Origin of the sequence: Parafrankia sp. EUN1f (assembly GCF_000177675.1) — a bacterium.
In the GTDB taxonomy this organism is placed as follows: domain Bacteria; phylum Actinomycetota; class Actinomycetes; order Frankiales; family Frankiaceae; genus Parafrankia.
In genome coordinates, this window is the sequence record NZ_ADGX01000108.1 from 1 (window position 1) to 14238 (window position 14238).

Here is a 14238-nt window from a genome sequence, read left to right on the forward strand (position 1 = left end):
ATCCTCTTCGCCCGCCTGCGCGAGGGCGGCGGCGGTGGCGGCGCGGCGGACCCGTCGAAAGCCGGCCGGGCGGACGGGCTGCGGGGTGCGGCACGGCTGCTCACCCGCCGCCGTGACGGCGCACGACCCGACCCGATCCGCGACGGGCGCGACGCGATCCGCCGCGGCCACGCCGAACTCGGGCACGTGGTGCTCACGATGAACTTCGTGATGATGTTCATCTTCCTCGCCGTCGCCGCCCAGCCGCCCCGAACTCTCAAGATGCTCGGCGGGGGCCTGGCGATCGGGATGGCGGTGGACGCCCTTCTGGTGCGCGCCGCGATCCTGCCCGCCGCGGTGCACCTGGGGCAGCGCTGGCAGACCGACCGGGCGGCCCGCGCCCGGCAGGCCGCCGCCACCGGCAAGGAGTCCAAGGACCCTAAGGATTCCAAGGATTCCAAGGAGTCCAAGGCTGCCTCGTCGGCGTCGTCGGCCGCCGCGTCGGCTTCGGGTGCTTCGGGTACCGATTCGGGCGCCGGGAGCGGCGGTAAGGCGACGGGGACGTCGGGCACCGGGAGCGCCGGCGGTGAAATCCGGCAGTTCCTGCGCCGGGCCGGAATCTGATCTGATTTCTCGCGCTCGTGGATATCGCCGTGGTCGGGGACGAACCGCTCGGCCCGGCGATCTCATCAGCGCTCGGTGATACTCCTCGCGTACTCGTCGTTCTACCGAGGGGGATTCATCGATGGCGGGCAAGGATCTGGGGAAGATGAAGCAGGCGATGGGCCCGGTCGGGCTCGTCACGCCCGCCGACGCGCGCGCCGGTGTGACGGCGCCGAAGCCCGACGCCGTCTGGAAGTTCCGGGACGGATCGGCTCGCGTCTGGTACGGAAAGGGTAACAACGGCATTGTCCGTCCCGTGCTGCTCGCGGACGGCTTCAACATGGGGCCCACGGACTTCGACTGGCTCTGGGAGGGCCTCGACAGCGACCCCTACCGTTTCATCACGCAGCTGCGTGACCGCCGCCGGGACATCGTGCTCATAGGATTCAACGAGCGCAGCGAATCAATTCTCGTCAACGCGGAGGTAGCGAAAGAGACGATCATGCGCGCGATCGCCGAACGGATGGGCGACGAGCGTCTGGTCGTCGGTGGCTTCAGCATGGGCGGACTGGTCACCCGCCTCGCGCTGGCGCAGATGGAGACGCAGCGGATGGATCACCAGACCGGTGTGTACGTGTCGTTCGACAGCCCGCACCGTGGTGCGTCCGTCCCGATCGCGCTGCAGGCGATCGCGCACCACCTGGCTCCGGTCGACGACGCGTTGTCCCGGCAGATCAACAGCCCGGCGTCGCGTGAGCTGCTCTGGCGGCACCTGGAGACCGTCGACGGCACACCACGGGTCGATCCCGCCCGTGAGAAGTTCCTGGCGACTCTGGAGCGGATGGGCGGCTGGCCCCGAATCCCGCGCCTGATCGGTGTCGCCAACGGCGTGGGCGACGGGCGGCACAACGGCATCGCGCCCGGCGTCGAGGCGCTGCGCAGCAGCGGCCCGTACCTGACGGACACCGTCCTCTACACCCAGGCGGGCGGGCGCGACCGCCTCGTCGCCGACCTGCGCGGCCTGCTCGGCGAGCGGAAGGTCACCACGAACGACTTCCCCGACATCGACGGTGCCCCGGGCGGCACCCTCGACTCGTTCGGCATCCTCGCCGACGCGCTCAAGGAGATCGGCGAAGGCCTGGACGTCGCCCACCGCACCGCGTGCTTCGTCCCGTCCGTCAGCGCCGTCTCGGTGCGCGGCGTCGAGACGAACGACGATCTCTACACCGACATCAACGCGCTGCGGCCGGAGGAGTCGGACCTGGACGACTTCCTCTGTTCGTCCCGCCCGACCCCGCACTCCGCCATGACCGAGGAGCTGGGCCAGTGGATCGTTGACCGCATCGCCAGCTGACCAGCTGATCGTCCAGGGCTGACAACCAGCGCACGGTGCGCGGGCGGGGCCGGGGTACCTCCTGTCTCCGCCCGCGCGCCACCGTGCCCGCGATCGGTGCTGGCCGCTGATGGCTGGTGGCAGCCCGGGATCCGGACCCGTCGGCTTCCAGGACAACTCTTTGACCGACATGCCGGCACAAGACTGGACGGACGCCCCCGTCGAAGGCATCGTTTGCCGCGGTTGCTCCGCGGCGAGGGCCGCCACGACGGGAGGGACGCGGGAGGCCAGTGCAGAACCGGACCGAGGACCGGACCGAGCAACGCCTGGATCGCCTCCGTGGCCGCGCCCCGCGCCGGCGTCACGATGCCCGCACCATCGCCGCGCTGACCCGTAACCCCGGCTGTGCCCGCCGGGCCGTGCTGGACGCCGCCGGGGTCGACAAGGAGCTCCTGGCCCGCCAGATCGGGTTCGCGGCCCCCTTCGGCCAGTCCCCGTTCGCGATCGTCCGCGGCAACGTGTTCGAGGCGCGGGTCACCGCGGACGAGTGCGCCGCGCTGCTCACCCTGCTCGCGGAGTGCCTCGACACCGACGCGGAGGCCGGCGCCGACGAGGCGACGTCCAGCGATGTGATTTACCTGGATCTGGGTGCGTCCGGTGCCGGCCCCGACGCGGAGGGTCCCGCGCGGCGGCTGGAGCGCACCGAGGCGGTGCTGCGCTCCGAGGCCGCGGCTCGTGCCGGTGCCGGGTCGCGTGCCGAGACACGTGCCGAGCCGCGGCGGACGGTGCTGCTGGCGCATCCGCTGCTGCGGCTCGCCGTCGGCGGGCAGGACGTGTACCTCGAGCCCGACCTGCTGGTGATCCGCCCGGACGGACGGGCGCATGTGGTGGAGATCAAGTCCTTCGCCGTCGTCGACGGGCAGGCGGACGGGGAGAAGGTCGCCGCCGCGGCGGTGCAGGCCGCCGTCTACGTGCTGGCCCTGCGCCGGATGCTCGGCACACCGGCCGCGGTCTCCCACGACGTCGTCCTGGTCTGCCCGAAGGACTTCTCGAACGTGCCCCTGGCCACCCGGGTCGACGTCCGGCGCCAGTTGCTCGCGCTCGACCACCAGCTGGCCAGGCTGACGACGGTGCAGACCCTGCTGGACGCCCTGCCGCCCGAGGTGACCTTCGATCTCGCACCTGCCGCGGACGGCGCCCCGACCCGACCCGCCGGGGAGCTCACCGACGCGCTCGACCAGCTCCCGGCCCGCTACGCGCCGGACTGCCTGTCCGTCTGCGAGCTGGCGTTCCGCTGCCGGCAGGAGGCCGCGGGCCGCACCGCCGCGCTGGGCGCGAGCGTGCGTGAGGAACTCGGCGGCATCGACACCGTCGCCGAGGTCCTCGACCTCGCCGGCGGCGCCCGGACACCGACCGAGAGCCAGGCCGAGGCCGCCGCCCACCTGATGATCACCGCGCGGATGTACGCGGAGGGCCTGTCGGCCGGGCAGGCCCTCGCCCCGCCGCTGGCTCCGCTTCCGGCCCCGGCTCAGCTTCAGGCCTCGTTGTCGGCTTCGCATCCGGTTCCCGCTTCGGCTTCGGCTTCGGTTTCCGGTGGTGAGCACGGGTGACGGCGATCAGCTCGTACGCCCGGGCGCTCGCGGTGGCGACAGGGACCGCGGCGCCGACGGCGACCGTGCGCCATGCGCACCTGTCGGCGCGCCCGTTCGTCCTCGTGCCGCTGACGTTGGCGGGGGAGGCGAACGCCCCGCTCGCCGCGATGGTCGGCACCGCGTGGGACGAGGCCACGCTGCTCGTGGTGGCCCAGCCCCGGAACCGGGACCTGCGCTTCGCGTTCGCCGACCAGCTTGCCCAGATCATGCTGCCGCACGTCCTGGGCTTCGCGGCGGCGACCGAGGAGCTCACCAGCGGGCCACGGTCCCTCGACGCGCCGCAGCTCATCGTGCCCAACCCGGCCGGCGTCGAGTTCGTCCGGCTGTTCGCCCGGTCGACCCGCTTCCGCTCGACGGAAGGCGAGTATGCGGTCGCGCCGAATGTGCCCGTGCTGGGTCGTTGGCTGACGTTCTTCGCCGAGCGGGCCGAGATCCCAGGGTCCTCGCTGATGCTCGCGGTCACCGACCTGCTCGGCCTGCACTGGGCCACCGGGCAGAGCGCGCTGGAGGACGCGAACCTCGCCGCGCTGCTGGGATGGATCGACCCACCGCCGGGCCTGCGTGGGGCCGCTGCCGCCCGGCTGGCCGAGGACCCCCGGCACTGCCCGCCGGCCGGGCCCACCACCGACCCCGGCTTCGACACCGAGCAGCTCGCGCCCGCGATCGCGGCCTACGACACGGCCGTCGCGGCGGCCGCCGCCGACCCGGCGGCGGGGTCGGCCGGCGTCGCGCGCGCGGTGACCCGCCTGGAGAACCTGCTGCGCACCCAGCTCCAGCCGACCTGGGACCTCGTCTGGCGTGCCCTCGACCTGCTCGACGGCCTGCCCCCCGGGGCCTCCGTACCGGCACGCTGGGAGACCGACCGCGCCCGTTACACCGGCTTCCACACCTACATGGTCGAAGAAGGGCTCCCGCAGGCCCGCCGGGACGGCGCGGTCACCGCCGCGCGCCGGCTGAACCGGATCGAGCAGGCACAGGCCGCCTACGACGCCGACCGTGCCTTCGACGACCCGCTGGTCATGGCGCAGCACCGGGTGACCGGCGAGGCCTTCAGCGGCACCGTCGTCGCCGTCGAGCGGGACCGCCGCATCCCGAACGGGCGGGGCAAGGGCCGCCTGGTGACCCGTCCGCTGCTCACGGTGCGCACCGAGGACCCGATCCGGCTCACCGTCGGAGCCAAGGTCGTCGCGAGCAGCCGCCGCAGGCAGGAATGCGTCATCGAGGCGATCGACATCCCGCCCGAGGGTGGTGGCCTGCTGATCACCCTGGAGGCGCGCAGCGGCATGGGCCGGTCGGCGGTCCCGGCGCCCGGCACGGTGGCGGAGGTCGGCGAGTCGCTCTGCTACAGCGCGGTCCTCGCGGACGGTGTGCGCTCCGCCCCGATGCCGGACACCGCCGACACCCCCTGGACGCACGGCGGCCCGCCCGAACCCTACGAACCGACCGAGAAGGACACCGCGGAGGCCTGGGAGTGAGCGCTGTCGGGGAGATCGCCGGGCTCGCCGGATCCGCCGGATCCGCCGGATCCGCCGGGCTCTCGCCGGCGGCGCAGGCCGAGGCGGTCACCCTCGCCATCCTGGACGACCTGCGCGCCGGCCGGCATCGCGGCGTCATCGTCGACTCGCCGCCCGGAGCGGGGAAGTCCACCCTGGTCGTGCGGACGGCGGCGGTCCTCGCCGCCTCCGGTGCCCCGCTGATGATCGTCGCCCAGACCAACGAACAGGTCGACGACCTGGTCGAACGGCTCTCGGCCCGGCTGGCCGACGAGCTGCCCGCCGCCCGCATCGGACGTCTCGGCCGCACCGGCTACCTTCCGTCGGCCCGCCTGGCCGGCCTGTCCAACGTCGTCACCGCCAGCGACGTCGACAGCCTCGGCGAGCCCGAGGTGACGATCTCGACCGCGGCGAAATGGGCCTATGTACGTGAGGGAACCTGGCCGTGGGCGATCGTCGACGAGGCCTACCAGATGCGCTCCGACACGCTGCTGGCCATCGCCGCACGCTTCGAGCGCGCCCTGTTCGTCGGCGACCCCGGCCAGCTCGACCCGTTCTCCACGGTCACGGGCGACCGCTGGCACGGGCTGGTCTGGAACCCGATGCAGAGCGCCGTGGCGGTGCTGCAGCGCAACAACCCCGACCTGCCGGTGCATCGCCTGCCCGTGTCCTGGCGGCTGCCACGCACAGCCCAGGACGTCGTCGCGGACGCCTTCTACCCCTTCACCGGCTTTCGGACAGGTACCGGTTTCGGTGAGCGCGGGCTGGTGGTGCCCGGACCCGCCGAAAGCCCCGTCGACGACGTCCTCGACGTCGCCGCCACGACCGGCTGGGGCCTGCTGGAGCTGCCGGCCCGCCACACCATGCGGACCGACGCGGAAGCCGTCGCGGCGGTCGCGCAGCTCACTCGACGGATCCTCGAGCGGGGCACCCTGGCGACGTCGGGCGGCGAGCGGACGCGGATCACCCCGGGCCGGATCGCCGTCGGCGCCGCGCACCGGGACCAGGTGGTCGCCATCCGCGCCGCGCTCGGCGGCCTCGCCGCGACCGAAGGGGACGCGGATCATCCCGCGGCCGGCTCCGGCTCTGGGGCCGGTGCGTTCGGTGCGTCCGGTGCCGGGCCCGGTTCTGCGGGCTGGGACGGCCAGGTCGTGGTGGACACGGCGAACCGGCTGCAGGGCCGGGAGTACGAGATCACCGTGGTGCTGCACCCGCTGTCCGGCCGGCGGGACGCCACCGCCTTCCACCTGGAGGCGGGCCGGCTGTGCGTGCTGGCGTCCAGGCATCGGCAGGCCTGCCTCGTGGTCGCCCGCGCCGGCATCCGGGAACTGCTCGACGCCCACCCGACCAGCGACCCGGTGCATCTCGGCGAGCCGGTCAGGTTCCCGGACGGCTGGGCCGCCAACCAGGCGATGCTCGCCCACCTGGCGACCAGCCGCGTCCAGCTCTGAGCCAGGCGGCCTGCCGGTGAGCCAGCCGCCGGCCTTGCGGTGAGCCGACCGTTTACCTGGCGGTGAGCCGGCCGCTGACCTGCCGGTCAGGCGGCCTGGTCGGTCAGTTGGTCAGGCCGCGAGGTAGCCGCGGCGGACGGCGTCCCCTACCAGCTGGTTGATGTACTCCCACAGGGCGAGCGAGCCCTCGGAGACGACTCGCTGGTGGGCGAGCACGTCCTGGGCGCGGACCCCGTGCGTCTGCCAGCTCCCGCCGCCGGTCACGTAGTTGAGGATCAGCGGCTGCAGCCGGTCCAGCGCGCGGGCGAAGCGCGCGTCGGGTGTGCGCCGCGCCTCGAACTCCTCCCACAGCGAGCGCAGCTGGACCGCCTGATCGCGGGGAAGCAGCGGGAAGAGCCGGTCGGCAGCGGCCTTCTCCCGGGCCTCCTGCTCGGCGATCGCGGCCTGGTCGTAGACGAAGGTGTCGCCCGCGTAGATCTCCACGAGATCATGGACGAGCAGCATGCGCAGCACCCGGCCGGTGTCGACCTCCTCGTCGGCGTACTCGCCGAGCACCACGGCCATCATCGCCAGATGCCAGGAATGCTCGGCATCGTTCTCCGCACGCGAGTCGTCGGCCAGGCGGCTGCGGCGCAGCACCGACTTGAGCTTGTCGATCTCCAGGATGAACCCGAGCTGCCGGGCGAGCCGCGAGTCGGAGGTGGAGGGCAGCGCGATGACCGGCTCACCCGGCCCGGCGGGAGACATCGAATCCTGTGGGGTCGGGAACTGCGTCGACACCTGTCCTCCTCCTGCTTCCTGCGGGTCCTTGTACGTGCTGGCGTAACGGCACGCGGCACCGGTCGGGCATGACGGTTGCCGTCCAGCCGATCAGCATGTCCGCTGGCCGGCCGACCGGCCACCGATCTCGTCTGACCTGGGCAGACATGATCTCGCCCGGTGTTGACCGGGGCCGGATCGGGTCTGCTCCGGTGCGGTTTGGGTCCTGGTTCGCGGTGCCCTGGTCTGCTGTGCCCTGGCGTGTCGATCGCGGGATGGCCCGTCAGGGGTGCTGCGTGCCCCCAGTGTGCGCGGATTCGCCGCCACAGGCGTCGCCTTGCGATGTGAACAGAGTCCGATCATCCTTCGGGTTGACAAGATGACAACGGGCCATCAATCTATCCGTTTCGGATAGTCTTTACGTTGATGTATCCGTCTGTCGTTGATGATCTGGTCTGATCCATCTCGGGTGCCCCCGCGTCTGCGCTGTGGAGGCTGCGCGAGGAACCTGTAGGCGCGTAGGCCGCTGACGGTGAGGGTGGAGCGGGCGATCGCGAGAAGGTGCCTGCGTGTGATCGGCGGCCGGGTCGGCCGGGCGGGTGGAACCACATATTCACCATTTGCGCACAACTCATCGCGTGAACGCAGATCGACGACCCGGCGCAGACGTCTGGTCACCCAGCCGGCATGCCACCGGCCGTGTCAGCCGGCACGCCGGTCGGCCCGAGCCGTTCGGCTACAACTGGGCCAGCCGGGGGGCGGTGCGCTGGGCGCGGATGAGGGCGCCGGCCTCGCGGGTGAGTTCGCGGGATGGCGGTCTCGCTCGCCTCAATGAGAAGGTCAGCCGAACTCGGCCAGCGCCGTCTCCAGTGCGGCTCCGGGCGCCGCATCGGTCACGGTCCGGCGTAGTGCGCTGGCGAGCAGTCTCCGTTCCGCCGCGTCCATGGCTACTCCCTGCCCAGGTCGAGGAGCCGGCGGGCGACGATGTTGCGCTGGATCTCGGCGGTGCCGCCGTAGATGGTCGCGGCCCGCGAGTACAGGTACTCCGTGCGCCAGTGCGTGTCGGTCAGCTCGACGGCGCCGGGCAGGACGTCGCGCGCGGTGTCGAACAGCTTCTGGTCCGCTGTCGCCAGCAGGATCTTGTCGACGGACGTCTCCGGGCCGAGGCGCTCACCGGCGGCGAGCCGGCGCTGCGTGTCGCGTGATCGGCTGCGGATCGTGTGCAGCGCCAGGTAGGCGGCACCGAGCGCGGCGTCGGTTGTCGCCGACGGCTCGGTCTCCTGCTTCTCGACGTCCGCCAGCAGCAGGTCGAGCCGGGTGAAGAGGTAGGTGATCCGGTGCCAGAAGCAGGTGGACCGCTCGTACGGGAGCAGGTCGTTCGCGAGTCTCCAGCCGTCGCCGGGGTTGCCGAGCATCCGCGCGTTCGGCACGACGACATCGTCGAAGAACACCTCGGCGAACTCGTCCACGCCGTGCATGGTGCGCAGCGGGCGGACGGTGATCCCGGGGGTGTCCATGTCGACGAAGAACGCGGTGATTCCGCCGTGGCCTGGACCGGTCCGGGTGAGCAGGATGCAGCGCCGCGCGTACTGGGCGAGCGAGGTCCACACCTTCTGGCCGTTGACCACCCAGTCGCCGTCCTCGCGCCGCACGGCGCGGGTGTTCAGCGACGCGAGGTCGGAGCCGGAGCCGGGCTCGGAGAACCCCTGGCACCAGTGCTCGCGCCCGGACAGCAGCAGGGGCAGCATCTGCGCGGCCAGCTCCGGGCTCGCGTACGAGATCATCGTCGGGGCCAGTACCTCGACCAGGGAGAAGTTGGTCGCGTCGGTGAGGTCTCGCTCGGCGATCTGCTCGCCGAGCACCGCCCGCAGAATGCCCGGACCGCCGAGGCCGCCGGCCTCGACCGGCCAGCCGTAGCGCATCCAGCCCGCGTCGTGGAGCGCGCGGCGGATCCTGCTCAGCTGGGCGATCTCCGCGTCGAGAGAGTGATCGTCCATGGGTTTGGCCAGCTCGGTCGCGTGCTCGTCGAGCCAGGCGCCGGCCGCGGTTCGGAACTCCTCGACGGTCACGGTCTCGGCATCGACCGGCGGGACGAACCCCTCGGGCACCAGCGCCACGGCGGACTGCCCTGTCGCGCTCACAGGCCGATCCGCTCGATGACGTGCGGGACGCCGTGGTTGTGCAGGCCGCTGCGCCGAACGAAGGTCATGGCCGCGTGGACCTGGCACGTCGATCCGATGAGCCGGGGCGCCTGCGACGGCCAGTCGAACATGCCCTGTGTGACGACACGCTGAGCCAAAGCAGTCCCTCCTCCAATTACGATCTTGACCGCGGTGCGGGAGAAGCCCCGGCGTCAACCCGACCCGGTCTGGAGGGGCTGCTCCGCGCATGCTGAAAAAGAGCCGTTGATCGACTCCGCTGCTCCAGGACAGGGACTGCTGCGACCGACCGTACTGAACGATGGTTTAGCAGCTGTCTGTCGAACGGTCAAGGCGTTCCATGCGGTCGCAGTCCTGACGCCCGAGAATTCTCCCTGGTGGCGCCTCGGCGCCGGACCTGCGAGCGCGCCGCGGCGCGATCGTGCCCGCGTGGGATGCGAGGTCGCCGACCACTCAAGCCTCGCCCTCATCAGTCCTCCGGCCTGGCCTGGAGGCGAATCCGCGCATCGTGCTGAGCGGTCGATTAGCATCGAGTCGGCTTCATTCGCAGACCGGTGGGCGCCGTCCGGCACGGGGGGTGGGGCCCATGGCCGGTCGGCCTGGCGACGAGGCGGCTGTGGTGGCCGGCTCTGCGATGCGTGCTGTCGTGGGCATGCTCGACGGCCCGGCGGCTGAGTGCCCCGTGGTTGTTCGCGCCGTCGTCGTGGTCATCGGCGTGGATCGGGTTCTGTTCTGACACCTCACGAACGAGAAAAGCGGAGTGTGCATGGGCTGGGACTTTGAGACGGATCCCGACTTCCAGGCCGAGCTCGACTGGATCGACTGGTTCGTGCGTGCCGAGGTACAGCCGGTCGACATGCTGGTCTCGAACGCGCGCGACATCCGGGACCCGCTGCGGGCGGAGCTGATTCCACCCTTGCAGGCCAAGGTGCGCGAGCGCGGGCTGTGGGCCTGCCACCTCGGCCCGGAACTCGGCGGCCCCGGGTACGGCCAGCTCAAGCTCGCGCTGATGAACGAGATCCTCGGCCGGTCGCACACGGCGCCGGTGGTCTTCGGCTGCCAGTCACCCGACTCCGGCAACGCGGAGATCCTCGCCCGCTTCGGCACCGACGTGCTCAGGAAGCGCTATCTCGAGCCGCTGGTCGACGGCCGGATCGTGTCAGCGTTCTCCATGACGGAGCCGCAGGGCGGCAGTGACCCGACCCAGTTCGTCACCCGCGCCGAGCTGCACGGCGGCGAGTGGGTGATCAACGGTGAGAAGTGGTTCTCCAGCCACGCCCGGTACGCGTCGTTCCTGATCGTCCTGGCGGTGACCGAACCGGACGCCGGGCCACACCGACGCCAGTCGATGTTCGTCGTGCCGGCGGACACACCCGGCATCACGATCGTGCGCAATGTGGCCGTCGCAGGTCAGGGCGCCGAGGACGGGGCACACGCCTACATCCGCTACGAGGATGTGCGCGTTCCGGCCGATCACATGCTCGGTGGGCGTGGGCAGGGGTTCGCCGTCGCGCAGACCCGGCTGGGTGGTGGCCGGATCCACCACGCGATGCGAACGGTCGGGCTGGTGCGTGAGGCGTTCGCGATGATGTGCGAGCGGGCGCTCAGCCGTGTCACCAAGGGCGAGCCGCTGGCCCGCAAGCAACTGGTGCAGGCGATGATCGCCGACTCGTGGATCGAGATCGAGCAGTTCCGCCTGCTCGTGTTGCGTACCGCCTGGCGTATCGACCGCTACAACGACTACAACCGTGTGCGCGCCGACATCTCCGCGGTCAAGGCGGCGATGCCGAAGGTTCTTCACGACGTCGCCGCGAGGGCCCTGCAGATCCACGGCTCGCTGGGGATCTCCGACGAGATGCCGTTCGGGGCCTGGGTGCTGGAGAGCTTCCAGATGGGCCTCGCCGACGGCGCTACCGAGATCCACAAGACAAACCTGGCGCGCTCACTGCTGGCGGAGCACGAGCCGGCCGCGGGGTTGTTCCCGTCCGGTCACCTGCCCGCTCGCCGTGCCGCCGCGCGCGAACAGTTCGCCGAGCGGATCGAACGGGCCGTCCATGCCGGCTAGGCTGCGCGACCCGCACCGGCCCGCGAGCGAGGGCCTCCCGGAAGCGGACCGATGACCGACCCCGCCGTCGGCATCCCGCCCGAGGTCGCACCGGTCCGTCCCGGCCAGGACCTGCCCTGGGGACGGATCAGGGACTACCTCGCCCCGCGGCTGGGTGTGGACGGGCCGATGGACGTGCTGCAGTTCCCGAACGGGGCGGCGAATCTCACCTACCTGGTGCGCTTCGGTGACCACCGGTTCGTCCTGCGCCGCCCGCCGTTCGGCGTGATCGCGCCCGGGGCCCACGACATGCGGCGTGAGTACCGGGTGCTGTCCCAGCTGTGGCAGGGCTATGACCGCGCGCCGCGGGCGTTCCTGCTCTGCGACGACACAGAGGTCGCCGGCAGCGAGTTCATGGTCTCGCAGTATCGCTCCGGCATCGTGGTGTGGGGTGTGATACCCGACGAGCTCGGCGGGCCCGCCGTGGCCCACAACCTTGGCCTCGCCACCGTGGACGCCCTCGCGGACCTGCACACGGTAGACCCGGCCGCCTGTGGCCTGGACCGGCTCGGGCGCCCGGACGGATTCCTCGAACGGCAGCTGTCCGGTTGGCGTGACCGTTGGGGGCGCGTCGCGCCGTGGGCCGACCGGGCGCACGACGCCGCGATGACGGCCGCGGCCGATCTGCTCGCCGAGCGCCTGCCGGTCAGCCAGGCCGCGGCCCTCGTGCACAACGACTTCAAAATCAACAACTGCCAGTTCCTCCCGGGCAGCCCCGGGCGGGTCGCGTCCGTCTTCGACTGGGACATGACCACCCTCGCCGACCCGCTGGTCGACCTCGGCACCCTGCTGAACTACTGGCCCGATCCCACCGACACCGATGACGACCACGCGGCGCACGACCCCGGCATGGAAACGCTGGGACTGCCGACCCGCCGTGAGGTGGTCGACCGCTACGCGGCGCGCAGCGACCTCGACCTCGCCGCTGTCGGCTGGTACGAGGCGTTCGCCTGCTGGCGGATCGCGATCATCCGCCAGCAGCTCTACGCGCGCTACGCCCGCGGGGAGTCCACCGACGAGCGGATGGCGTCGCGCGGCAGAAGCGTCGCGATGCTCTCCGCGCGCGCCCTGCGGATCCTGCACACGGGCTGACCGCGGTGAATCGAGGTCAGGAACCGTCGGAAGCGGTCGGCTGGCGGGGTTCGAGGCATGCAAGCCCGCGCCACGAGGTATCGGGGGAGCGAAGGCCGCGGACTGATCCAACCGGGGAGTCAGAGAAGATCTTCAAGCCTGGTGGCGACCTGGCGGTAGCGGCTGACCGGTACGAGGTGCACACCGGCGAAGGCACCGCTGTCGCGTAGCTGTAGCACCTGGTCGCAGGCCGCTTCGACCCCGGCCGCCCGGTCTCGTTCGACGGCCTGGACGAGGTCGTCGGGGATGTCGATGTCGGGGATCGTCGCGGCGAGGCGGCGGGCCATTCCAGCGCTCGCGAGAACCATCACGCCGGCGTAGACCGGCAGTTCGACCGGGTGGGCGTCGCGCCAGCGCAGCAGGGCGTCCACCGAGTAGCTGACCTGCACGAACAGAAAGTCGACAGCCTGCTTCCAGGCGGGCAACGGCCGCAGACCGGCCGCGGCTCCGACCCGGAACGCCGGCATGTCCGCGAAGACCGGATCCTCGCCGGCCGCGCGGGCCTCATCGATCATCGCGCGCACCGTCAGGTCGCCCGTCCGGTTCCCGGCGCTGGGCTTGTCGCCGCGGACGAACAGGAACTCCTCGACGCCGTAGGCCGCCGCGGTGAGCAGGTCGCGACGGAAGCCGAGCAGGTTACGGTCACGGGAGTTCACACAGGCGATGCTGCGTCCCCCCATCGTCTGCACCTCGTGGGCGACAGCGATGCTCGACACGGTCGCCCGCCCGATGTGGTTGTCGGGGATCAGGAACGCGTCGGCGACGGGGCTCAGCACACCGATCTGATGGCGCGCGTGGGTCAGGTCCGGCCGGGTCGGCGGTTCGATCTCGCAGATCAGCTCGAAGCCGCGCGCTGGCTGTTCATGACTCGTCGTGGACTCCCGCATCCGCACAGGATAGGACGACGGCGACTCGCGACCGCTGCGGCTATGTCTATCCGCCCATCGTGGTCCGCCGGCGGCCCGGGCGAAGGCAGGCCGGCGCCGCGCCGCTTCCCGGAGAGGGGCGGGCGGTGCCGGCCTGCGCCGGTGTCAGGTCAGGCCGGCGTCCCGCGTCGAGGTCGCGAACTCCTCGGGGCCCTTCTGCGCTGCCGCCGGATCGATCCACATGACCTGCCAGCCGTGGCCGTCCAGGTCGAAGAAGCTGCGCGAGCACATGAAGCCGTGGTCCTCCAGAGGGTCCGCCTCGACGCCACCCGCGGCCAGCGCGGCCTCGGCGACCGCGTCGACCTCCCCGCGAGACGAGACGCTGAAGCAGTAGAGCGCCAGCGTGTGCGTGGCGGGATCGGCCATCGGCAGCTTCGAGAGCTCCGTGAACTTCTGGTGGCTGACCAGCATCACGCTGGCCTGCTCGCCGACCAGCATGCAGGCGGCGGTCTCGTCGGTGAAGCTCGGGTTGAAGCCGAACCCGAGCTTCGCGAAGAATTCCTTGCTGCGCTCGAGGTCCGCGACGGGGATGCTCACGAACAGCATGCGGCCCGGGTGTGCGGGAGTGGTCACGATGGGTCTCCAGGTCGATCGCGCGACGGGTACGTCCTGGTAGACCAGGCGGGCCGGCGGAACTCATCGGTGGCG

At 71.5% G+C, this 14238-nt stretch carries 13 protein-coding genes; 8 read left to right on the forward strand and 5 right to left on the reverse strand.

All coding sequences use genetic code 11. The annotated features are described in order from the left end of the window. The 5 genes from FREUN1FDRAFT_RS26495 to FREUN1FDRAFT_RS26515 all read left to right on the forward strand — a co-directional run. A partial coding sequence (locus FREUN1FDRAFT_RS26495; RefSeq protein WP_006543342.1) for an MMPL family transporter occupies positions 1-603 on the forward strand: 603 nt, incomplete at its 5' end. A gap of 121 nt (positions 604-724) precedes the next feature. Further along, complete coding sequence (locus tag FREUN1FDRAFT_RS26500; RefSeq protein WP_006543343.1) at positions 725-1936, forward strand: triacylglycerol lipase; 1212 nt, start codon at positions 725-727, stop codon at positions 1934-1936. A 269-nt stretch (positions 1937-2205) separates the two neighbouring features. Then, positions 2206-3525 (forward strand): hypothetical protein, encoded by a 1320-nt coding sequence (locus tag FREUN1FDRAFT_RS26505; protein ID WP_006543344.1) that lies wholly within the window; start codon positions 2206-2208, stop codon positions 3523-3525. Beyond that, a complete protein-coding gene (locus FREUN1FDRAFT_RS26510; RefSeq protein WP_006543345.1) occupies positions 3522-5042 on the forward strand; it encodes a hypothetical protein in 1521 nt (506 codons plus the stop codon). Before FREUN1FDRAFT_RS26505 ends, FREUN1FDRAFT_RS26510 begins: the two co-directional genes overlap by 4 nt. Continuing rightward, the gene (locus FREUN1FDRAFT_RS26515) at positions 5039-6511 is read left to right on the forward strand and encodes an AAA domain-containing protein (RefSeq protein WP_006543346.1); all 1473 of its coding nucleotides are present in this window, start codon (positions 5039-5041) and stop codon (positions 6509-6511) included. Before FREUN1FDRAFT_RS26510 ends, FREUN1FDRAFT_RS26515 begins: the two co-directional genes overlap by 4 nt. A gap of 111 nt (positions 6512-6622) precedes the next feature. Here the strand turns inward: FREUN1FDRAFT_RS26515 and FREUN1FDRAFT_RS26520 are convergent, their stop codons facing one another. The 3 genes from FREUN1FDRAFT_RS26520 to FREUN1FDRAFT_RS44285 form a co-directional block, all read right to left on the reverse strand. Continuing rightward, positions 6623-7291 carry an HD family hydrolase gene (locus FREUN1FDRAFT_RS26520; RefSeq protein ID WP_006543347.1) on the reverse strand — a complete coding sequence of 223 codons (669 nt, stop codon included), beginning with the start codon at positions 7289-7291 and terminating at the stop codon, positions 6623-6625. Between the two features lie 926 nt (positions 7292-8217). After that, positions 8218-9339 carry an acyl-CoA dehydrogenase family protein gene (locus FREUN1FDRAFT_RS26525; protein ID WP_035953631.1) on the reverse strand — a complete coding sequence of 374 codons (1122 nt, stop codon included), beginning with the start codon at positions 9337-9339 and terminating at the stop codon, positions 8218-8220. A 68-nt stretch (positions 9340-9407) separates the two neighbouring features. Continuing rightward, positions 9408-9569: a hypothetical protein gene (locus tag FREUN1FDRAFT_RS44285; RefSeq protein WP_006543350.1), complete on the reverse strand. Its 162-nt coding sequence runs from the start codon at positions 9567-9569 to the stop codon at positions 9408-9410. A gap of 446 nt (positions 9570-10015) precedes the next feature. Here FREUN1FDRAFT_RS44285 and FREUN1FDRAFT_RS44290 point away from each other — a divergent pair, with 446 nt between their 5' ends. Genes FREUN1FDRAFT_RS44290 through FREUN1FDRAFT_RS26535 form a run of 3 tightly spaced genes read left to right on the forward strand, consistent with a single transcriptional unit; the run spans position 10016 to position 12625 of the window. Further along, the gene (locus FREUN1FDRAFT_RS44290) at positions 10016-10165 is read left to right on the forward strand and encodes a hypothetical protein (RefSeq protein WP_006543351.1); all 150 of its coding nucleotides are present in this window, start codon (positions 10016-10018) and stop codon (positions 10163-10165) included. A gap of 30 nt (positions 10166-10195) precedes the next feature. Then, complete coding sequence (locus FREUN1FDRAFT_RS26530) at positions 10196-11494, forward strand: acyl-CoA dehydrogenase family protein (RefSeq protein WP_006543352.1); 1299 nt, start codon at positions 10196-10198, stop codon at positions 11492-11494. 51 nt (positions 11495-11545) lie between these two features. Beyond that, complete coding sequence (locus FREUN1FDRAFT_RS26535) at positions 11546-12625, forward strand: phosphotransferase family protein (protein ID WP_006543353.1); 1080 nt, start codon at positions 11546-11548, stop codon at positions 12623-12625. Between the two features lie 119 nt (positions 12626-12744). Here the strand turns inward: FREUN1FDRAFT_RS26535 and FREUN1FDRAFT_RS26540 are convergent, their stop codons facing one another. Next, the gene (locus tag FREUN1FDRAFT_RS26540) at positions 12745-13551 is read right to left on the reverse strand and encodes a methylenetetrahydrofolate reductase (protein ID WP_006543354.1); all 807 of its coding nucleotides are present in this window, start codon (positions 13549-13551) and stop codon (positions 12745-12747) included. Between the two features lie 144 nt (positions 13552-13695). Continuing rightward, entirely contained in the window at positions 13696-14136 is a 441-nt protein-coding gene (locus FREUN1FDRAFT_RS26545) for a VOC family protein (RefSeq protein ID WP_035953613.1), read from the reverse strand. Between the last annotated feature and the right edge of the window lie 102 nt (positions 14137-14238).

What these genes read in the sequence shown, in the direction of transcription:
- FREUN1FDRAFT_RS26500 (WP_006543343.1), top strand. Translation starts at nt 725, where the DNA reads ATGGCGGGCAAGGATCTGGGGAAGATGAAGCAGGCGATGGGCCCGGTC.
- FREUN1FDRAFT_RS44290 (WP_006543351.1), top strand. Translation starts at nt 10,016, where the DNA reads ATGGCCGGTCGGCCTGGCGACGAGGCGGCTGTGGTGGCCGGCTCTGCG.
- FREUN1FDRAFT_RS26530 (WP_006543352.1), top strand. Translation starts at nt 10,196, where the DNA reads ATGGGCTGGGACTTTGAGACGGATCCCGACTTCCAGGCCGAGCTCGAC.
- FREUN1FDRAFT_RS26535 (WP_006543353.1), top strand. Translation starts at nt 11,546, where the DNA reads ATGACCGACCCCGCCGTCGGCATCCCGCCCGAGGTCGCACCGGTCCGT.
- FREUN1FDRAFT_RS26540 (WP_006543354.1), bottom strand. Translation starts at nt 13,551, where the DNA reads ATGCGGGAGTCCACGACGAGTCATGAACAGCCAGCGCGCGGCTTCGAG.
- FREUN1FDRAFT_RS26545 (WP_035953613.1), bottom strand. Translation starts at nt 14,136, where the DNA reads ATGCTGTTCGTGAGCATCCCCGTCGCGGACCTCGAGCGCAGCAAGGAA.